The sequence below is a fragment of the Ruegeria sp. L11 genome (genome assembly GCF_056531755.1).
The window spans coordinates 69,450-88,005 of the sequence record NZ_JBQFMI010000003.1; the positions used below are offsets into that span (position 1 = coordinate 69,450).

The window sequence follows — 18,556 nt, forward strand, 5'->3', positions numbered from 1 at the left end:
GGCTCATTTAAACTGTCAGCCTGAAGCCTGCAAGACCAGTTGTGTCCGTTCGGGCCTTTCCTCTCTCTTCACCAGATGTTGTCGTCGAGGTATTGGGCCAATGATAAATCCAATGAGGCGAGCTTCCAGTTTGTGAAATTTTTGTAACGACGCAAAAGGCGTTTTGACTTCATACCTATAATTCCATATTTCATGAAATATGGCAGAAAAGATAACCGACCAGCTGGCCATCCTTGGCCACCCACAACGTATCACTGTGTTTCGCATGTTGATGCGAAGGTACCCTGACACTGTTCCGGCGGGGGAAATGGCGTCGGAATTGGGGATCAAACCCAGCACCTTATCGAACTATCTCAATGCGTTGCAGCGGTCTGGGCTGGTCAAGCAGGAACGCTCCGGGACGTCACTGCTCTATTCGATTGAGATGAAGAACGTGCAGCACATGTTCGATTTCCTGCTCGTGGATTGCTGTCGCGGTCGACCCGATCTTAGCGTGCCCTTGGCCAAAGGACGCGAGCCCATGGCCGACCGAAAGTTCAATGTGTTGTTCATTTGCGTGGGTAATTCTGCCCGGTCGATCTTTGCCGAATCCCTTTTGCGGGATATCGGCGGGGATCGGTTCAATGTGTATTCGGCCGGCATACGACCGTTTTCCGAACTCAACCCGTTTGCAATTCGGGTTCTGCAAGACAAGGGGCACGATACTTCGGCGCTCCGCTCAAAGAATGTATCCGAGTTCTCGGGGTCGGGCGCGCCTGAAATGGATTTCGTCTTTACGGTCTGCAATCAAGCTGCGAACGAAGAATGCCCCGCCTGGGAAGGCCAGCCGATCAGCGGTCACTGGGGCATGGCGGATCCAGTCAAGACAGAAGGCTCCGATGCCGAGAAAAGCCTGGCCTTTCAAAACGTGTACGGCGCGCTGAAGCGTCGGATTCAAGCCTTTACATCGCTGCCGATTGAAAGCCTGGACCGGATCGCACTGCAATCCGCCGTTGATGAAATCGCGCGATCGCCACTTGAGGATGCACCATGACGACTTACGCTTTGAACGGCCTTGGCCGAATGGGGAAACTGGCCCTGAAGCCACTCTTGGAACAGGGGGCAAAGATTGCCTGGATCAACGATGCCGTCGGCGACCCCCAGATGCACGCGCATCTGTTGGAGTTCGACACCGTGCATGGGCGATGGGAAGCAGAATTCAGCTTTGATGCCGACAGCATCACTGTGAATGGAACCCGCCTGCCGTTCATCGGCACGAAAGACCTGAACACCCTACCGCTGGATGGCGTCGACGTCGTGATCGACTGTACGGGCGTGTTCAAGACCGAGGCCAAGCTGGCCCCGTATTTTGATGCCGGGGTGAAGAAGGTCGTCGTCTCGGCCCCGGTCAAAGACGGCCCGACGGCCAATATCGTTGTCGGTGTGAATGACGGCACATACGACCCCGCGACTCATAAAATTGTGACAGCGGCCTCGTGCACAACGAATTGCCTGGCGCCGGTGGTCAAGGTGATCCACGAGAATCTAGGGATTCGCCACGGGTCGATGACCACGATCCATGACGTGACCAACACGCAAACGATCGTTGATCGGCCCGCAAAAGACTTGCGGCGCGCACGGTCGGCCCTCAACTCACTGATCCCGACCACGACCGGCTCGGCCACGGCCATCACTCTGATCTATCCGGAACTCAAAGGTCGTTTGAACGGCCATGCGGTTCGGGTGCCGTTGCTGAACGCCTCGCTCACCGATTGTGTGTTCGAGGTTGAGCGTGAAACCACAGTGGAAGAGGTCAACACTTTCTTCAAAGCCGCTGCCGAGGGCGAACTGAAGGGCATTCTGGGTTATGAGACCCGCCCACTGGTATCCACCGATTACACCAATGACAAACGCTCCTCGATTGTCGATGCGCCCTCGACCATGGTGATAAACGGGACGCAGGTGAAAATCTATGCGTGGTACGACAATGAGATGGGCTATGCGCATCGCTTGGTGGATGTGGCGCTGATGGTCGGGTCCTCGCTGTGACCCAGCGGCCCGAAGGACTGTCGGCTTATGTCGCGGTCACGGCGGCCTATTGGGCCTTCATGCTGACTGACGGGGCGCTCAGGATGTTGGTGCTGCTGCACTTTCACACCATGGGCTTCACGCCGGTTCAGCTGGCCTATCTGTTTGTGCTTTACGAGATTGCTGGGATCGTCACAAACCTGGCCGCAGGCTGGATTGCCGCCCGGTTCGGGTTAACTTCCACCCTTTATGCGGGATTGGGGCTGCAGGTGGTGGCGTTGCTTGCCATGACGCAGCTTGATCCGCACTGGACCGTTACCGCCTCGGTCAGCTTTGTGATGATGGTGCAGGGGGCAAGCGGAGTGGCCAAGGATCTGGCCAAGATGTCGTCGAAATCTTCTGTTAAGCTGCTGGCCCCGGCCGAGGGCGGAGGGCTGTTTCGGTGGGTCGCGGTGCTGACCGGATCAAAAAACGCCGTCAAAGGGCTGGGTTTCCTGTTGGGCGCGGCCATGCTGGCCACGTTGGGATTCATGACGGCAATTCTGGCCATGGCGGCGGTTCTGGCACTGATCCTGTTCGCAGTTATTCTGTTCATGCCAGCGGGCCTGCCGAAGGGGCGAAAAGGGGCGAAATTCTCGGAAATATTATCAAAATCCGCCAATGTGAACTGGCTATCCGCAGCGCGCGTCTTTCTGTTCGGCGCCCGCGATGTCTGGTTCGTGGTCGGCATCCCGATCTATTTCTACGCCGTCCTGTCGGATGGCACCGACGACGGCAACCGTTCCGCGTTCTTCATGATCGGAACATTCATGGCGCTGTGGGTCATCCTCTATGGCGCAGTGCAGGCCTACGCGCCAAAGATCCTTCGTGCGGCGGATCGAACCGAAGGCGATTTGATCCGCGCGGCACGTAATTGGGCGATTGTCCTTTTCTGCGTTCCTGCGGCTCTAACATTGGCCGTATCGCTGTCAAATGGGCCTGAAACCTGGCAGACCATAACGCTTGTGGCTGGGCTGCTGATCTTCGGAGCAATATTTGCGGTGAATTCATCGCTGCATTCCTATCTGATCCTGGCTTTCACCCGGTCCGAACGCGTGACAATGGATGTCGGATTTTATTACATGGCAAATGCAACAGGCCGGCTGATCGGCACGGTTCTGTCCGGCCTGACTTATCAGATCGGAGGATTGCCAATGGTCCTCGGCACCGCGTCCGTAATGTTGGCCCTTGCTGCGCTGACTTCAGGCCAACTGACAGACCAAACCTCCGACGCACTGACGTGACCGTTTTTGAACGATACCTCACAGACTGAATCGCCCTCGCCATGATTGGTGGCGATCTGATCGGCGGGGCTGCGCAAGGTTATAGAAAATCGAACGGCGCGAATTTTACATGTTTCGGCATATGCCTTCGCAATGTTCAGTAAACCATGACGACACCGCTGGCCGCTGAATCCCGGTATCCGATATATTATCCTGTATTTTTGGTGACCCCGGCAGGATTCGAACCTGCAACCTGCCCCTTAGGAGGGAGTTATTCATCTTTGATTTCCTTCTTTGTTTTCCGTTTCTTAAGTGATTTTGGCTTTGCCGCTTGTACAGGCTTCGTACGAAAACGCGCCCTGATGGCGGCTTCGTCGGTCTCTGCATGGGCATAGATACGCATCGGCAGATTGGGATCTTACCACCGCCCTGCCCTGGCTGCTGTCACTGGGTCAACGCCCTGCCGGACCACCAGTTCTGTGAAAAACCCATGCCTCCCGGCGGGGTGCGCCGAAAGGTATGGAATGCCCGCACGCTTGCAGATCGTCTTCCAGCGGTTGTTAGAGCCGGTCGAGCTGCCGTAACCAAAAACACGGGGAGACAGGAGCTGTCCGGTTTTCAGGTTCTTGGGCCGCTTCGGCTGCAAGGCCTCAAGCTCAGCCATCATTTCGGGAGAAACTGCAATCCAGCTTTCGGCATGGCCTTTCTGAGCCTTGATACGAACCTCGCAGGTTTCGGGTCTCAGATCGTCCGGCTCAATTGAAATCGCCTGGTCAATGCGCGCTGCCGTCTCAAACATGAAGCGCGCCATCGCGGCATTGTAGGGATCGGCCGCCGCGCAAAACGCCTCGATCCATTCGCGCGTTGCCGGGATGCGCTCAACTCGGCTGGTTTTCTGCCTGCGCTGATCTTGGGCAATCCGCTCGAACTTGTCATACCGTTTAACCCGCAGGAGTGGCGTCCCCTTGAATTCGTGCGCGTTGTTGATGACCGCGCGCGCCGGAGTCACGATCTCGCGCCACCAAGTATCTGTGCAAGCCTTCGGTTTCAGTTTGGGTCCAAGGCTCTTGAGTAGCGCCCCCGTGATCGCACCGAGAGGCAAGTCCCCGATTTCTTCCAGTATCGGCAGGAGCTGCTTCGCCGTTTGGGGCGACTGGAGATAAATCTCAACGGCGTCAGCAAATCGCAAGGTGTGTTCTTCGCCGATGACATGCTTACGGATCTGAAGTTCCGTTTCATCCCTTATCCAGTCCCTTGCGCCAGCCTCAGTAGTCGCTCGCGTGCTTTTGCGATATGGACCAGCGATCGGTCGACCGTTGTATTCGATCCAGCCCTTGACCCAGTAGACCGATCCGCGTTGGTAGGGTTCGAGCGGCATCCTTGGCTCTCCATCAAAATTCTGTCGAGTTGCGATGGGGTGATAATCATCGCATTTCCAATCTTGAATCGTGCACCCAGCCGATTTGCCTTCTCTCGCAGCGTTCGTTCGGTAATCCGGATCCCACGGCTGACCAACACCTCGACCCACTGGTCCGGTGTCTTGCCCGTTGCCAGTATTTCCGAACCGAAAGAGGAGCCGGGCGCACAATTCATCTTTATTGGCCCGTCGCTTTTTGTGACGACTTGATCAGCGCTTCGAGGTGCTCGGGTGTCAGCAACATCAAACGACCGATCTTGTAGAAGTTCCCGGTCCTGTGCGCCTTTTCCCGGATAAGCCGGGGCGAAGCATGCACGCCGTGTTCGCGCAAGCTCACGCTCCACGCCTCTGGTGTCTGACTCTGCGTTAGAAGCTCCGACATTTCTCCACCTGCAATCTTCGTAAACTCTTGCAAGAAGTTGCAGGCCATAGGTAAGAAGTCACGCGACAGTACAAATATTCTACATTTTCGGAACATATGTTCCGAAATCAGGAGTGCCATGCCGTTTGTTCCGCAGAAACCGCCTACACCTGAAGAAGAAGAGCAGGCCAAACGCGAGCGAATGAAGCAAGATTTGCTCGATTACAGGCGGGCATATCATTCCCCTGTGTCGCCTCTGCACGAAAACTTGCGAACCCTTCGAATCAACCGACAGCTAAAGAAACAGGATATGGCTGATCTGATGGGGATCACGCCGCGCACATATTATACCTATGAAAGTGGCGCGCGGCCTGTTCCTTCAGACTCACTTGCTAGGCTCGCAACCATGATCGACGTCGATCTGGATATGCTCCTAATGGGACGTTCTCTCAAGCCGACACCACAGATCATTGAGAGTGCAATCGACGACCTCATGAAAATCCTTGAGTTTCTGGATCGCGAGTATCCAACCATGGATTGGAAGACCCGGATGAAAGTTGCTCGACATGCCGTCATGGCTGATACAGGTGACTGGCCCCGCGTGGATCCCGAGATGATCCGTGGATCAGTTAAAGTCCTTACCAGGTACAAATTTCATCCGGAAAATCTCCCCCAACCACCTAATCCTGACGACTACGGCGATGATGATCGACCGCACGGTTATGAACGGGACATGGCTGCCTGGCAGGCCATTGTTGATCAAGATCTTGGAGACGACACCTAAGGCTTCAGCAGCGTCCAAGCCTCAACGCCGAACCCCTCGGCCACCCGATACAGGTTGTCGATCGAGATGTTCTGTTCCGAGCGCTCGACCGCGCTGAGATAGGTTCGGTTCAGCCCGGCCTCGTTCGCCAGATACTCCTGCGACCAGCCACGCTCGGCGCGCAGCTTGCGCATATTGCGCGCGACGATGTCTCGCAGGGGGCTCTTGGGCGTCGTTTTCATGCACAATGCTATTGTGCTTTGACGCTTTTAACTCTACCTGTTTTAACATACATTCGACGAGTTGGAGAGTACCCATGCCCCAATGCCCCCACTGTATGACCGAGATCCACGAAGAGGCACGGGTTTGCCCGTCCTGCGGCGCAAAGAAGGGCGTTCTGGGCGCGGGGTTCACTGGGCGCGACCTGAAGGTTCGGGCTGGTATCGTGGCGGCGATTGGCCTGCTGCCGCTCCTCGTCGGGCTTGGCTTTCTTGTCACAGGCGACGTCATTGGCTTCATGCTGCTGGGTGGGCTTGCCGCCATACCTTTCGCCATCGCTGCCGGAATCTTTGTCGCATCGGAGGGGCGCGAAAAATGGTATCGCTGAACCTTCACGATCCGGACGGCGTGCAGCGCCGCTTGCTGGCCTTTCTTGTCCAGTTCACCGCGCCACAATGGGTTACGCAGACCCAGACCAACGCCACGATTGAGGATCAGGAACGCGCCGCAGGGATGCTGGACCTCGTTCTGGATATCCTGCTCGATGCGCAGCTCGGGCTGGAGGCCGATCTGGTTCCTGCCGATCAAGAGCAATTCTGGCACAGCCCGCGCTGTATGCACGCGCCGGAAACGGGGGCGCAATTCGATATCCGCGTGGGTGCGCGCGGCGGCTATGGTCTGCGCGTCACGGCGGGCAACGCTGTGTTCACCGATGACGCAATAAGCTTTGAGGCCCTGACCATGGCACTGCGCAGCTTCGCTGCCCTGCACCGCGAGGCCACCGCATGAGCGAGCAGAAGCACACCTCTTTCTACATCAGCGCCGAGGGCTACAAGGCTCTGCGGCTGGAGGCGATCAAACGCGGCCTGTCGATGAGCCAACTCATCGCCCGCGCGCTGGCCGATGCGGGGTCGATATTCCGGCAGAGGATTTGAAGAAATGAAAACGCTGTTCACCGCCGCGCTGATCGCGCTCGCCAGCCCTGTCATGGCCGGGGGCTTATATTTCGAGGCATCACTGGAAGGCGGGGCCGAATTCTGGACCTTCACCAATGCGACGGGCGATGTCAGCCCGCGCCGCCAGACGGGGGATGAAATCTGGCTCATACGCTCGGACGAGGTGAGCGAGCTGGGGCCGGACGGGGCCTGCACCTTTGACAACTGCGCCGTGAAGGTGCTGCCAGGCGGGCAAGTTCCAGAAGCGCGGGAACGGGTGCAGCTCACCTTCTCGAACGGCGAGATGCTGGACTTCGAGGCGCGCGGCGGCGAGATTCTGTTCGACAACTATTCCGCCGCAGGCATGGGCGCGACCGCGCTGTTCGTCGAAAACATCCGCGCGGCGGAATGGGCCGAAGTCGGCTTTGGCGGGCTGGCGCACAGGTTCAGCCTTGCCGGATCGGCTAAGGCGCTGGATGCAATCAGGGTGTATCTGCAATAGGCGTGCGATGGAGATATAGGGCGATAGCACTATCACACGATCAAATGAGGGCGCGGTATGGCGCGGTTTCTGGTCTGGAGCGACCTGCATGACGAATTTTGGGGCGGCTTCGACCTGCCTGACCTGTCCGCGCCGGTAGACGGGGTTCTGATCGCGGGCGACACGCACACGCGGGGACGGCATCTGCAAATCCCCGCAAGGGCGGCACGGAAGTATGGCTGCCCGGTCGTGGTGATCTGGGGCAATCATGAACCCTATGGCTCGGTCTGGGCGGAACTGTTGACCGAGGAGGAGCGCCAGCTTACCGAACTGCGCGCCGAAGGCCTCGACGTCCGCGTTCTGCATGGGGCCGAGACCGAAATCGCGGGCGTCCGTATCATCGGCGCGGCGCTCTGGACGAATCCGCAACTCTATCCAGAGTTCGACGACCTCGCGCGGATCATGGTCTCGGCCTACATGCAGGACTACCATGCCATTCACACCGCGCCCGATACCCGCTTTACCATCGACGACATGCTGGAACGTCATGCGCAGGACAAAGCTGCAATCCTCGCCGCCCTGCGTGCCCCATATGATGGCCCGACCGTAGTTATGACCCACCACCTGCCGCTGCGCGAACTGACCACCCCGTGGCGCACCATCGGCGGCCACGAGAAGCGCGCGATGAACAACGGGTTTGCCTGCGACCTCTGGGACGAGATCCGGGGCTTCGACATCGACACATGGATTTGGGGGCACAGCCACGAGGGAGAGAGCCGGAGATTCGAAAGCGACCACGGACCGATCCGCTTTGTCACGAACCAGCGGGGATATCCAGGTGAGGAGGTGGCGTTCGATCCGGCCTTTGTGCTGGAGGTCTGAGAGTGTCAGGATAGGGCGATAGCGCTATCCCGCTGCCGCATGATCGCTTCGAGCCTATTTTGTCGGATGCTGCGTCGTGCATGAATGTCTGGCTCCAATGCAAGCAGGATGCGTTGCTCTCCGCAAAAAAGTTGCGAACGGTAGTCTTGGGCTTTCTTTACCAATTGTGAATAGAACATTTCCGGCACGCTTTCGGAGATTCCATGCAACACAGTTTCAGCCACTTCTTAAGGCACGGCGGTGATGGCAAGTACGAGATCGCGCAGCGACACGGTCATCTGATTGGCCGCCGCGTAGGATTATCGCTCAAGTCGACATTTCCTAACTACACAGCTCTACGGGCCGATTTCAGCGAACGCCTCGACCAGGTGATCTCCGAAAACACTCGGATGCTTCTGAACGCGCTGACCCCGCCTGACACAGTGCCAATTGTCTCCGAAGCTGAATTGCGGGATGTGTCAGATGCAAAGTCAGAAGCGCTCGACGCCTGGGACTCGCGCCTTGAGATAATTTTCGGCGAATACCAAAACCATCCGCAACGGTTGCGGCCACTGCGCACAGACATGGAAGAACGTCTCGTTCGGGCTTTTGCGGGAGTAATAAATCGGCTTCGGCAGGAAAGCTTGGGGATTCAGCAATACATCTGGCGCTCGCGAGATGATGCCAAGGTGCGCGACAGCCATGCGGCCTATGACGACCGCGTTTTCCGCTGGAACAATCCACCGGAGGGCGGGTATCCCGGCGAGGCACACAATTGCAGGTGCTATGCCGAGCCAGTGTTGCCGGGCGTTCAGAGCAATGTGGTACTCGCTGACTTTGCACCCACGGCAAATGGTGTCCCCGCTCTCGATCTGACGGAGGCGATGCGTGGCTTGCGCGCTCTGACGGGCGTCGGCGCGGCGCTTCTTGCGTCTGATGCGCTGCAAAACTGGACGCAAGCCATGCGTGATAGGCGCGTGGACGATGCTGGCGCGCGACTGGGGGTCGATGTAACAACTGTAGAAGGTCGCCTGGCGGCGACAGCCTATGCCCTCGTGCAGGAAGGGATTAGCACCGGCGAGTATCCGGTCCTGCCCAAGACCCCCGAATTCGCACGAATAGGGGCCGAAGCGGCAGCGCTTTATGAGTTGCTAAATCCCGGCACCATTCTTGATACGGGCGTTGGCGGTGATCCCGCGAAACAGCGCGCTTTGCAGGATTTCATCGCAGCCGCCGGGGCAGCGTTCGCGCGCGGTGAACTGCGGCTTCAGGATGGGGAACTGGCGCAAGGCTGGGTCGAAGTCTTTCCTGAGCTTGCGGAGGATGAACGCCGCTTGGGGCAACTGCCGGGCTTCACTCCGGAACGGGTCGAGCAATGGCTTGAAACCTATCCGATTGAAGAGCTTGGCCTGCCGAACCACACCGGATCGCCAATTCCTGATGATCCGACCGACAACATTGTCTCAACGCCGATCCCGGAAGAGGCGGGGCCGAATATTGTCGAAGCCCGACCTGGGGCCACAACGACACCTGGCGGCAACAGAATTCTGCCCCACGGTGGCAAAGGGGGCGGGCGAGAATATATTGGCCTCAAAGGCCACGATGTTGAGCAAATTGACGAGATCATCGCCAATCCTCGTCCAGATCTGAGTGGTATCGTTGAAGGGCGCGGCAGATACAAAGGGCAGGATATGACCCTGTTGACAGGCCAGGATGGCCATTGGGTTCTTCTTGACCCCGATGGTAACGTCTTCGCTGTAAGCAATCGTAATCTGCCGCTTGGGCACAAAGAGAACCAACCGGACGACATCATCCGTCCTCTGGAGGAGCAATGAATACACGGTTTGAAGACCTGATAGAGCAGGCACAAACAGGGGCAGGCACTGAATGGATTTCCGAAGCCGAGCTTCTGGACTTCAACGAATATCTTGCCACGCGCGGCTTTGGCATTTCAAGAATGGAGGTCGCACAGGCAGCCGGTGGGACCGTCAAGCGAAATTTCGGCTACGGCATCTTGCCTGCCCCAATCGGCGACGACTCCGAACACTGGCTCAATCATTTCGATCCCCAACGTTCCGCCGCATATGTTCGCGAAACTGTTCAGTTTGCCAAAGAAGACGGCGCCCTGTTCGACTACAAGGTTTGGGCCGAGCAGCCTTAAATCACCGAGAAGCTTGGTCAAAAAACATACGTTTCTGCCCTGCCAACCCTGAGCCGCCATTGGTGCGATCGCAGAGAAACGAGGCTTTGTCTGCATTTCTGCCGTCTAACACTTCTAGCTGGGCTGATCTTTGAAGCTGCACTTCCGCCAACTGAACTGCCACTATGATGCTTTTGGGGACAAGCGCTGACGCCCGCCAGAAACCCCACAATCGCTCGATCCTTGGCGTCTCGCTCATGTAGATTTTCCGGCTCCCGTTGCACACACCGGCCCTGCCTGACATCGCCCCCCACATGGCAGGGATAGCGACTGCCGCCCCGTAGGGGTATGGGCTTAAGCGGAGCACTCAAGTTCGCCTGTCCGCAAACAAAGCCACCTGATTTCGTCGTTTGTTCTTGATTAAGGTGACTCATGTAGACATTGTGTCAGAAAAATTCCCAGAGGGGCGATGACACATGCAGGCTGACTTTTCGACTCTACTGGCGCAGGCCGGATACACTGTGCCAGAGGCCGCGCGCGTGCTTGGCTATTCTGAAGGCCACATCTATCGCTGGAAGCGCGGTGAGGAAATCCCCCGTGAAAGCGTGATCCGCCTGCTGAACATGGAGATCGAGCGGCGGCGCGATACGGGCGATGCGGAAAAGACCTTTACCTTCATTGATCTCTTCGCCGGGATCGGCGGGCTGCGGCGGGCTATGGAGAGTGCGGGCGGGCGCTGCATCTTCACCTCTGAATGGGACAAGTACGCCCAGCAGACCTATATGGCGAACTTTCCCGACAACCGGCTTCCGGTGGGCGATATCCGGGAAGTCGACGCCGAAGACATCCCCCGGCATGACGTTCTGGCTGCGGGCTTTCCCTGCCAGCCCTTCTCGATCGCCGGTGTGTCCAAAAAGAATGCGCTCGGCCGCGCGCATGGCTTTGAGGATGAAACCCAGGGAACGCTCTTCTTCGATGTGCTGCGCATCCTGATGCATCACCGCCCTGCGGGTTTCATGCTGGAAAACGTCAAGAACCTGAAAAGCCACGACAAGGGCCGGACCTTCGAGGTGATCCGCCGCAAGCTGACCGAGGAGCTGGGTTACACGCTGGAGACCCGGATCATTGATGCCGGGCATTTCGTGCCGCAGCACCGCGAGCGGATTGTGATGGTCGGCTTCCGTGAAGCGACCGGGTTCAGCTTTGATGACGTGCAACTTCCGACTTACGGCACCAAACGGATGCGCCATATTCTGCATCCCGAGAATGGCACGGAACAGCCAGAGGGCCATTTCACCGTTGGGTCGGATGCGGTGGTCAGCGACAAATACACCCTGACCGACAAGCTCTGGGCCTATCTGCAAGGCTATGCCGCAAAGCATAAGGCCAAGGGAAACGGTTTCGGCTTTGGCATGGTGGACGGGGACAGCATCTCGCGTACGCTTTCGGCCCGCTATTACAAGGACGGCTCTGAAATTTTGGTCAGCCGGGGTGAAGGCAACAACCCGCGCCGCCTGACGCCACGCGAATGTGCGCGCCTGATGGGCTACCCGGATGACTTCCGGATCCCGGTCTCGGATACGCAGGCCTACAAACAGTTCGGCAACTCGGTCGCGGTGCCTGTCTTTGCCGAGGTGGCAAAGGTGATGGCTCCGCACATCCTCGCGCTGACGAGAGCTGAACCGCTCAAAAAAGTTGGCTGACGTTCACGACAACAAGACCCGCAGCCGGAATATGGTGGCGATCCGTGGCGCTGATACCAAGCCTGAAATGCTGATTAGGCGCGGGCTTTATGCCCGTGGTTTTCGTTATCGGCTCCATGATCGAAAACTGCCGGGTAAGCCGGACATCGTGCTGCCAAAGCACCGTGCCCTGATCTTTGTGAATGGCTGCTTCTGGCATGGCCACGACTGCCCGCTCTTTCGATGGCCCGCAACGCGGAAGGAGTTCTGGCGCACGAAGATCACCGGCAACATCGAGCGGGACGCCCGGAATATCGACATGCTGATCGCGTCAGGCTGGCGTATCGCGATTGTCTGGGAATGTGCGCTGAAGGGACGTGGCAGGTTGTCGCCGGAGGTGGTGATTGACTCCCTGGCCCGATGGATATGTTCTGGTGACCAAAGGCTGACTCTTGAAGGCCTGAACACGAAAACAGGCGATTTGAGTTGAGCGAGCAAGGTATTTTCGATTTTGAGGGTGAAGGCGGCGGGCAGGCTGGGCTTCTGACGGACCTTCTGAGCCGGGCCGAACGGGTTCTGGTCAAGAAGCTTTCGAACAATGACCGGGACTGGGCGCGCTATGCCAACAAGCACCAGGCTGGGGTCTATATCCCGGCGGAACAGCGCGAGGGCGGGTTCTTTCCGCCGCTGGAGGTCAAGGCGCGCAAAGACCCGGATGCGGCCCCGATCCGGGAGGCCTGGTTCGAAACGCTCTGGCCGCAGGCTTCGGGCGATGCGCAGGCCAAACGCACCCGGATTGTGCATTACACGAGCAAGGGCCCTGAGACGCATATGACGCGCCTGCCGAAAGAGTGCTTTGAGCAGCTTTCGCCAGCCTCTTTCCTCGTGATGGGGCGGTATCGGCAGGGTGAAAACACCGTCTATGAATGCCTGACCATCGATTCCGCCAGCGATGAAGCCGACCTGCTACTGATGCATCTCGATATCACGCCGGATTTTCTGATCGGTGAGTTTGAGCCCGCCGTGATCCGGGCACGGGAACAAGACCGCGTTCTGGACTTCGCGGAAGAGCTGATCGCGGCCTGGAAGGCCGGTACGATCGTCGAATTCGGCCGCTCTCGTGCGACCATGCCTAAACCCCTGGAACTGGCCGGGCTGGCGCGCGCCCGTTACCTGGAAATCCACGGTCTGGACTGCCTAGATCCTTTTGCCATCGAGCGCCCCGGTGATGCGCTCCGTGAAATCAGCCGCAGCATCGAGTGGGATATGTTCCGCGACTTCCAGCGCCGCGAGCGGGCTGTCGAGCTGGTGCGCATCGTCTTGGGTGACAAGCCACGCGACATGACCGTCGCAGAGATCATCCGGCAGCTGATCAATGAACTGCCCCGGATTGACGCGCTGATGCTGTCTGCCAGCCAGCAGCGGAAATCACGGGCGGGCTATTCCTATGAACACCATATCGAGGCGATGCTGAGCGGCGGGAAGATCCCCTTCGAAAAGCAGGTGGTCATCGAAGCGAAGAAGCGCCCCGACTTCATTCTTCCCTCGCTGGCCTTCATCAGCAGCGGTGAAGTCCTCGCCGCGACAGGCCTGATACTGAGCGCCAAAACCACCCTGCGCGAACGCTGGAAACAGGTCGAGCGTGAGAAGGGTGAACGCAGGCTGTATCTCACCACGGTCGATGAGAATATCGCGGGCAACGCCATTCAGGACATGGCGGGCATCGGCGTCCAGCTCGTAATCCCCGAGAGCCTGATGGACGCCAAAGAAACCGAATATGCCGGGCACGCGAATGTGCTGACCTTCCGGCGGTTCTGCGATGAAGTGGTGCAGCCGAACTTGGCGGTTTGGGCGTAGTGCGATGGCCGGTTGTTTAGGCATGAAGGGCGGGAAGACGTCAATCGCTGCAAACGCATGAGAGCCGGTAGGCATCCAAGGGCACGGCACTCTGGAGGACGGGCCAGGATCAAAACTAGGCACCAAGGCCTCCGAGGTTGCATCTCAAGGCAAGTGAACGGCCCACCACCCACTATTTAATTTCCAACGCCCACTGTGAATTCATAAAGCGAATAGTCAGACATGTGAAGACTGACAGGGCCCTTGGCGGTTGAGCGCGGCTACCCACCCGCATGACAAGCATATATACAGACACCAGCGCAGCAATTCCTGCGCGGGAGAAACCGATATAATGAAACTTACACGCATTGAAATCTTCAATTTTCGCAAGTTGCGGCGCGCCCGTCTGGACCTTTCGGACAAGCAGACGCTGCTCGTCGGGGCCAACAACAGCGGCAAGACATCGGCCATGAAGGCGCTGCGCAATTTCCTCAAGGATCGCGGCGGTATCGACTCGCGTGATGTTACAGCCTCCAACTGGGCCGCGATCGAACAAACCGCTAGCGCCTGGACAGAGGAGGCTGAGGCGGATCTCAGCCCGCTCCTGGCTCAGCTTCCGTTCCTCGACGTCTGGCTCCATGCTGACACGTCAGAGTTGCACCATGTCGCGCATTTGATCCCAACACTTACCTGGACTGGCGGTCTGCTGGGCGTGCGCCTGCGCATGGAGCCAAAGAAGGGGGCGGACATCAAGGCGCAGTACCTGGCTGCGCGAGAGGCCGCTCAGACGCTACGACCCGGCGGCGCAACGGCCGACGGCTTCGCGCTTTGGCCACGCGACTTTCGGGAATTTCTGGACAAGCGCCTGAAGGACCTGTTCGAGCTCAACGCCCATATTTTGGACCCTGCGAGCTTCACCACGACAGGGCCGGTGGAGCCAAATCCCCTGCCGCCCTTGTCGGAGGGGATCGGTGCGAACCCATTTGCTGGCCTCATCCACATTCGTGAGATCAACGCGCAACGCGGTTTCGCAGATGCAGGAGACAGTAAGGGCGACGACGATGAGCCGAGGAACGCAACCAGCCGGAAGATCGCCAGCCAGATACAGCCTTATTTTCGCAAACATATCGACCCCGAAACAGACCCCACGCCGAACGACATCAAAGCGCTCAAAGCCATCCATGATGCCGAAACCACCTTCAATGCCCGTCTCAAGGATGGTTTCGCCGATGCCATCAAGGAACTGGAAAATCTTGGCTACCCCGGCGGACTTAACAATCCGAAACTCTCCATTGCCACGCAGATCAAACCCGTTGACGGACTCGATCACCCGGCGGCCGTGCAATACGATATCTCTGGCAACGCATCTGGGGTGAAACTGCCTGAAAGCTACAACGGCTTGGGCTTCCAGAACCTGATCTCCATGGTTTTTCAGCTCATGCGTTTCCGGGATGACTGGATGCAGGTGGGCAAGTTCAAATCACAGGTGGTGACCCCGGACGACAGGGGCATCGAACCCCTGCAACTGGTGCTGATTGAGGAGCCGGAGGCGCATCTGCATGTTCAGGTGCAGCAGGTCTTCATGGCTAGGGCACATAAGGTGCTGCGCAACCATGAGGATCTGGAGAGGGAGGACTCGGCTTTTACCACGCAACTGGTGGTGAGCACCCATTCGGGCCACATTGCGCACGCCGCTGCGTTTGATGAGTTGCGCTATTTCAAGCGCGAGCTACCCGGTAACGGAGTTGTGCCTACGGCCAGTGTGGCGAATATGACGGGGCTCTTTGGCGCGGACACACAAACCCGTCGCTTCGTGACGCGCTATCTGCTGAGCACACATTTTGACCTGTTCTTCGCCGACGCCATCATCGTGATCGAGGGCGCCGCGGAGCGGATTCTGCTGCCGCATCTGATCCAGCATCACTACCCTGACCTGGCTGCGGCCTATCTATCCTTCCTAGAGCTGGGGGGCAGCCACGCGCACCGCATGCGTCCCTTGATCGAGGCACAGGAGGTGCCGACGCTGATCATCACCGATCTCGATGCCGTGGCGAAGGTCGACAAAGACGGAAAGACTGTCACGCAATCGGCCCGACCACGCTCGGGAGCGGCTCAAATCACCGTGAACCACGTGCTGAAAACCTGGCTCCCCGGAATCGTGGAGATCGATACGCTAATGGCCGCGCCGCCGAATACGCTCTGTCATACCGATGCCACCCGCCCAATCGCCGTCGCCTACCAGACCCCGCAAGAGGTGACGCAGGGTGCGCAGACCCAAGCCATCACGCCCATCACGTTTGAGGATGCTCTTGTTCTGGCCAATGCGGAGACCGTGACGGACGCAGCAAAGGCAGGGTTCGCTTGCCGCATGACTCGTGCTTTTGCGAAATCCATCACCGCAGAGCCCACGCCTGAGGACCTTGCCACGGCGCTCTTTGATCGATTGGCAAAATATCCGGAGAAGGCCGCCTTTGCCCTGGATCTTCTATACATCGAAGACATCAAAGAGTTGCGCGCGCCCCCCTATATCGAGAAGGGCTTGATCTGGCTCGCCGACACACTGACGGGCGGGGAGGGCGCGGCGTGACAGACGTGACCGACGACAACCGCGATGCTGACGCTGACGCGACGATCCGCGCGTGCCTGTCCCTCGATAAGCCACGCAGCTTCTTTCTCTTTGCCGGGGCGGGATCTGGAAAGACGCGATCTCTCAAGGAGGCACTTGAGGGATTGGACGCACAGACCCTGACCACCTTGCGCAAACACAGCCGCAAGATTGCCGTCATCACCTATACTAACGCCGCCGCAGATGAGATCACACGCCGCGTCAAGGCCGATCCGGTGTTTCAGGTGCAGACTATCCACAGTGTCGCCTGGTCGCTGATCGAGGGGCGCACAGCTGATATTCGGGGCTGGCTAGAAAGCAACCTGCGGACAGAAATTGCCAAGATCCAGGCAGCCCATGCGAAGGGCCGGGCGGGCAACGCCCATGACGAACGCGTCAGGAAGATGGCCTCCAAGACAAAGCGGCTGGAGCGCCTGGCCGAGATCCGCACCTTCACCTACGCGCCAGAAGGGGACAATTTCGGCCGCGATGCGCTTCAACATACCGAGGTAATTGCGCTCGCCGCGCATTTCCTGACCGAAAGCGAGACGTTTCAGAACATCGTTCTGGCGCGCTACCCGTTCATCCTGATCGACGAGAGTCAGGACACGATGAAACCGTTGATGGAGGCGCTTTTGACCTTCGAAGCGCGCCATCGCGGCCGCATCGTCTTGGGGTTGCTCGGGGACACGATGCAGCGCATTTACACCGATGGTTTGCGCGATCTCGACAAACGGGTGGGGGATTTCGCGCAACCGGCCAAACAGATGAACCACCGCAGTCGCGCGCGGATCGTGGACCTGGCGAATGCGATCCGGCGCGACGATGATGGCCGCCAGCAGCGGGCGCGCGCAGACAAGCCGGGGGCACCGTGCGTGTCTTTCTTGCGCCAAGCGAGGGCACGGATCGCGCAGCCTTCGAAGCCTCCGCCCGAGCGGAAATGGCCCGCATCACCGGAGATTCCGCGTGGCAGAACGCGGAGGCGATCAAGACCCTCACGATTGAGCGTCACATGGCCGCCGCGCGTCTTGGTTTCAGTGAGCTGTTTGAGCCGCTGAGCAAACCCGACAAGCTCAAGGACGGGTTTCGCGACGGTACCTTGCCCGCGATGCGGCTTTTCACCCACCGGGTCTTGCCTTTGGTGACGGCACAACGGAATGGGGATGCCTTTGCCGCGATGGCAGTGCTGCGCGACGGCTCACCGCTGGTCGACAAGCGAGATATCCGGGCAGGGCGCGCGGGCCAAGCCACTGGCCTCGACGTGGCACGGGCAGGCGTCGCGGCGCTGAAGGCGCTGTTTGAGGGCGAACGGGATCCGAGTTGTGCCGAAGTGTTAGCGGTCGTGGCCGAGCACCGGCTGTTCCCGATTCCCGACCAGCTTCGGCCCTGTTTGCCGGACGGCAGTCCCGTGGCTCAGGACATGGCCGACATCCTTGCCGAGCTTGGTTCCTTCTTTGACGAGCTGGACCAGACCGCGTCCAAGGCCACACCAGCCACCGACACCACTATCACCAAGGCTTGGACGCTGGCGCTTGGTGCCCCGTTTTCCCAGGTGGCGCGCTACCTCGCCTATGTTGAAGACCGCAGCCCCTATGGCACCCACCAAGGGGTCAAGGGGCTCGAATTTGCCCGGGTCATGGTGATCGCCGATGACGCCCACACGCGCTTCAAGGGGCTTGCTTCCTACGATACACTGTTCGAGGTGAAGCCCCTTGGGTCAACCGCGCAGAAGAAAGCAGACAACGGTGAGGAAACCACGATCGAGCGCACACGCCGCTTGCTCTATGTCACTTGCACCCGTGCTGAAGAGAGCCTCGCGCTTGTGCTCTATTCCGAGGTCCCCGACACGATCCGCACGTTCCTGAGCTCCAACGGATGGACGGCCGAGGACGAGGTCGTGATGGCTGCGGCCGACGGAACCTATCAGGAAGCTTCAGTGCAACGCTGAACCAGTTCTGTAGTGACCGCTTTGGGCTAACAGGATTCA

General features: G+C 58.6%; 20 protein-coding genes. 17 read left to right on the top strand and 3 right to left on the bottom strand.

Features of this window, described 5'->3' with window-relative positions:
* The first annotated feature begins 199 nt into the window (after positions 1–199).
* From ACR0CE_RS08545 to arsJ, 3 genes are read left to right on the top strand one after another with little or no spacing between them, the layout of a single operon-like run.
* Positions 200–1,033, top strand: a complete 834-nt coding sequence (locus ACR0CE_RS08545; RefSeq protein WP_480831900.1) for an arsenate reductase/protein-tyrosine-phosphatase family protein — start codon at positions 200–202, stop codon at positions 1,031–1,033.
* Positions 1,030–2,028, top strand: coding sequence for an ArsJ-associated glyceraldehyde-3-phosphate dehydrogenase (locus tag ACR0CE_RS08550; RefSeq protein WP_480831902.1), 999 nt, complete (start codon positions 1,030–1,032; stop codon positions 2,026–2,028). Before ACR0CE_RS08545 ends, ACR0CE_RS08550 begins: the two co-directional genes overlap by 4 nt.
* A complete protein-coding gene (arsJ, locus tag ACR0CE_RS08555; RefSeq protein ID WP_480831903.1) occupies positions 2,025–3,290 on the top strand; it encodes an organoarsenical effux MFS transporter ArsJ in 1,266 nt (421 codons plus the stop codon). The genes ACR0CE_RS08550 and arsJ overlap by 4 nt, the downstream gene beginning before the upstream one ends.
* Before the next feature lie 397 nt (positions 3,291–3,687).
* Here arsJ and ACR0CE_RS08560 read toward each other — a convergent pair whose 3' ends face one another.
* Both ACR0CE_RS08560 and ACR0CE_RS08565 read right to left on the bottom strand, forming a co-directional pair.
* Positions 3,688–4,647, bottom strand: a complete 960-nt coding sequence (locus ACR0CE_RS08560; RefSeq protein WP_480831905.1) for a tyrosine-type recombinase/integrase — start codon at positions 4,645–4,647, stop codon at positions 3,688–3,690.
* Between the two features lie 217 nt (positions 4,648–4,864).
* Complete coding sequence (locus ACR0CE_RS08565) at positions 4,865–5,068, bottom strand: hypothetical protein (protein ID WP_480831907.1); 204 nt, start codon at positions 5,066–5,068, stop codon at positions 4,865–4,867.
* Positions 5,069–5,186: 118 nt separating this feature from the next.
* On the opposite strand from ACR0CE_RS08565, the gene ACR0CE_RS08570 reads away from it, so the two are divergent.
* On the top strand, positions 5,187–5,831 hold the full coding sequence (locus ACR0CE_RS08570; protein WP_480482374.1) for a helix-turn-helix domain-containing protein: 645 nt from the start codon (positions 5,187–5,189) through the stop codon (positions 5,829–5,831).
* Here ACR0CE_RS08570 and ACR0CE_RS08575 read toward each other — a convergent pair.
* Complete coding sequence (locus ACR0CE_RS08575) at positions 5,828–6,052, bottom strand: helix-turn-helix domain-containing protein (protein ID WP_456036516.1); 225 nt, start codon at positions 6,050–6,052, stop codon at positions 5,828–5,830. The two genes, ACR0CE_RS08570 and ACR0CE_RS08575, sit on opposite strands and share 4 nt — an antisense overlap.
* Before the next feature lie 95 nt (positions 6,053–6,147).
* Here ACR0CE_RS08575 and ACR0CE_RS08580 point away from each other — a divergent pair, with 95 nt between their 5' ends.
* From ACR0CE_RS08580 to ACR0CE_RS08640, 13 genes are all read left to right on the top strand, one after another.
* On the top strand, positions 6,148–6,417 hold the full coding sequence (locus tag ACR0CE_RS08580; protein ID WP_480831909.1) for a hypothetical protein: 270 nt from the start codon (positions 6,148–6,150) through the stop codon (positions 6,415–6,417).
* Complete coding sequence (locus ACR0CE_RS08585) at positions 6,405–6,818, top strand: hypothetical protein (protein ID WP_480831911.1); 414 nt, start codon at positions 6,405–6,407, stop codon at positions 6,816–6,818. Before ACR0CE_RS08580 ends, ACR0CE_RS08585 begins: the two co-directional genes overlap by 13 nt.
* A complete protein-coding gene (locus tag ACR0CE_RS08590) occupies positions 6,815–6,964 on the top strand; it encodes a hypothetical protein (RefSeq protein WP_480831913.1) in 150 nt (49 codons plus the stop codon). The genes ACR0CE_RS08585 and ACR0CE_RS08590 overlap by 4 nt, the downstream gene beginning before the upstream one ends.
* A gap of 4 nt (positions 6,965–6,968) precedes the next feature.
* Positions 6,969–7,466 (top strand): hypothetical protein, encoded by a 498-nt coding sequence (locus ACR0CE_RS08595; protein WP_480831914.1) that lies wholly within the window; start codon positions 6,969–6,971, stop codon positions 7,464–7,466.
* Positions 7,467–7,523: 57 nt separating this feature from the next.
* Positions 7,524–8,327 carry a metallophosphoesterase gene (locus tag ACR0CE_RS08600; RefSeq protein ID WP_480831916.1) on the top strand — a complete coding sequence of 268 codons (804 nt, stop codon included), beginning with the start codon at positions 7,524–7,526 and terminating at the stop codon, positions 8,325–8,327.
* Between the two features lie 203 nt (positions 8,328–8,530).
* Positions 8,531–10,141 (top strand): phage minor head protein, encoded by a 1,611-nt coding sequence (locus ACR0CE_RS08605; RefSeq protein WP_480831918.1) that lies wholly within the window; start codon positions 8,531–8,533, stop codon positions 10,139–10,141.
* On the top strand, positions 10,138–10,467 hold the full coding sequence (locus ACR0CE_RS08610; RefSeq protein WP_480538313.1) for a hypothetical protein: 330 nt from the start codon (positions 10,138–10,140) through the stop codon (positions 10,465–10,467). The genes ACR0CE_RS08605 and ACR0CE_RS08610 overlap by 4 nt, the downstream gene beginning before the upstream one ends.
* 455 nt (positions 10,468–10,922) lie before the next feature.
* Positions 10,923–12,149 carry a DNA (cytosine-5-)-methyltransferase gene (gene dcm / locus ACR0CE_RS08615; RefSeq protein WP_480831920.1) on the top strand — a complete coding sequence of 409 codons (1,227 nt, stop codon included), beginning with the start codon at positions 10,923–10,925 and terminating at the stop codon, positions 12,147–12,149.
* A complete protein-coding gene (locus ACR0CE_RS08620) occupies positions 12,142–12,618 on the top strand; it encodes a very short patch repair endonuclease (protein WP_480831922.1) in 477 nt (158 codons plus the stop codon). Before dcm ends, ACR0CE_RS08620 begins: the two co-directional genes overlap by 8 nt.
* Positions 12,615–13,985 carry a type II restriction endonuclease gene (locus tag ACR0CE_RS08625; protein ID WP_480831924.1) on the top strand — a complete coding sequence of 457 codons (1,371 nt, stop codon included), beginning with the start codon at positions 12,615–12,617 and terminating at the stop codon, positions 13,983–13,985. The genes ACR0CE_RS08620 and ACR0CE_RS08625 overlap by 4 nt, the downstream gene beginning before the upstream one ends.
* A gap of 331 nt (positions 13,986–14,316) precedes the next feature.
* Positions 14,317–16,551 (top strand): ATP-dependent nuclease, encoded by a 2,235-nt coding sequence (locus tag ACR0CE_RS08630; protein WP_480831926.1) that lies wholly within the window; start codon positions 14,317–14,319, stop codon positions 16,549–16,551.
* Entirely contained in the window at positions 16,548–17,627 is a 1,080-nt protein-coding gene (locus ACR0CE_RS08635) for a UvrD-helicase domain-containing protein (protein ID WP_480831928.1), read from the top strand. Before ACR0CE_RS08630 ends, ACR0CE_RS08635 begins: the two co-directional genes overlap by 4 nt.
* Positions 17,582–18,517 carry a P-loop NTPase family protein gene (locus ACR0CE_RS08640; protein WP_480831930.1) on the top strand — a complete coding sequence of 312 codons (936 nt, stop codon included), beginning with the start codon at positions 17,582–17,584 and terminating at the stop codon, positions 18,515–18,517. The genes ACR0CE_RS08635 and ACR0CE_RS08640 overlap by 46 nt, the downstream gene beginning before the upstream one ends.
* Positions 18,518–18,556: the final 39 nt, after the last annotated feature.

Excerpts from the sequence above, each read along its gene's own strand:
- ACR0CE_RS08600 (WP_480831916.1), top strand. The coding sequence starts at position 7,524 with ATGGCGCGGTTTCTGGTCTGGAGCGACCTGCATGACGAATTTTGGGGC.
- ACR0CE_RS08595 (WP_480831914.1), top strand. The coding sequence starts at position 6,969 with ATGAAAACGCTGTTCACCGCCGCGCTGATCGCGCTCGCCAGCCCTGTC.
- ACR0CE_RS08575 (WP_456036516.1), bottom strand. The coding sequence starts at position 6,052 with ATGAAAACGACGCCCAAGAGCCCCCTGCGAGACATCGTCGCGCGCAAT.
- ACR0CE_RS08580 (WP_480831909.1), top strand. The coding sequence starts at position 6,148 with ATGACCGAGATCCACGAAGAGGCACGGGTTTGCCCGTCCTGCGGCGCA.
- ACR0CE_RS08590 (WP_480831913.1), top strand. The coding sequence starts at position 6,815 with ATGAGCGAGCAGAAGCACACCTCTTTCTACATCAGCGCCGAGGGCTAC.
- dcm (WP_480831920.1), top strand. The coding sequence starts at position 10,923 with ATGCAGGCTGACTTTTCGACTCTACTGGCGCAGGCCGGATACACTGTG.
- ACR0CE_RS08630 (WP_480831926.1), top strand. The coding sequence starts at position 14,317 with ATGAAACTTACACGCATTGAAATCTTCAATTTTCGCAAGTTGCGGCGC.
- ACR0CE_RS08570 (WP_480482374.1), top strand. The coding sequence starts at position 5,187 with ATGCCGTTTGTTCCGCAGAAACCGCCTACACCTGAAGAAGAAGAGCAG.
- ACR0CE_RS08545 (WP_480831900.1), top strand. The coding sequence starts at position 200 with ATGGCAGAAAAGATAACCGACCAGCTGGCCATCCTTGGCCACCCACAA.
- ACR0CE_RS08610 (WP_480538313.1), top strand. The coding sequence starts at position 10,138 with ATGAATACACGGTTTGAAGACCTGATAGAGCAGGCACAAACAGGGGCA.
- ACR0CE_RS08565 (WP_480831907.1), bottom strand. The coding sequence starts at position 5,068 with ATGTCGGAGCTTCTAACGCAGAGTCAGACACCAGAGGCGTGGAGCGTG.
- ACR0CE_RS08605 (WP_480831918.1), top strand. The coding sequence starts at position 8,531 with ATGCAACACAGTTTCAGCCACTTCTTAAGGCACGGCGGTGATGGCAAG.
- ACR0CE_RS08550 (WP_480831902.1), top strand. The coding sequence starts at position 1,030 with ATGACGACTTACGCTTTGAACGGCCTTGGCCGAATGGGGAAACTGGCC.
- ACR0CE_RS08585 (WP_480831911.1), top strand. The coding sequence starts at position 6,405 with ATGGTATCGCTGAACCTTCACGATCCGGACGGCGTGCAGCGCCGCTTG.
- ACR0CE_RS08560 (WP_480831905.1), bottom strand. The coding sequence starts at position 4,647 with ATGCCGCTCGAACCCTACCAACGCGGATCGGTCTACTGGGTCAAGGGC.
- ACR0CE_RS08640 (WP_480831930.1), top strand. The coding sequence starts at position 17,582 with ATGGCCGCCGCGCGTCTTGGTTTCAGTGAGCTGTTTGAGCCGCTGAGC.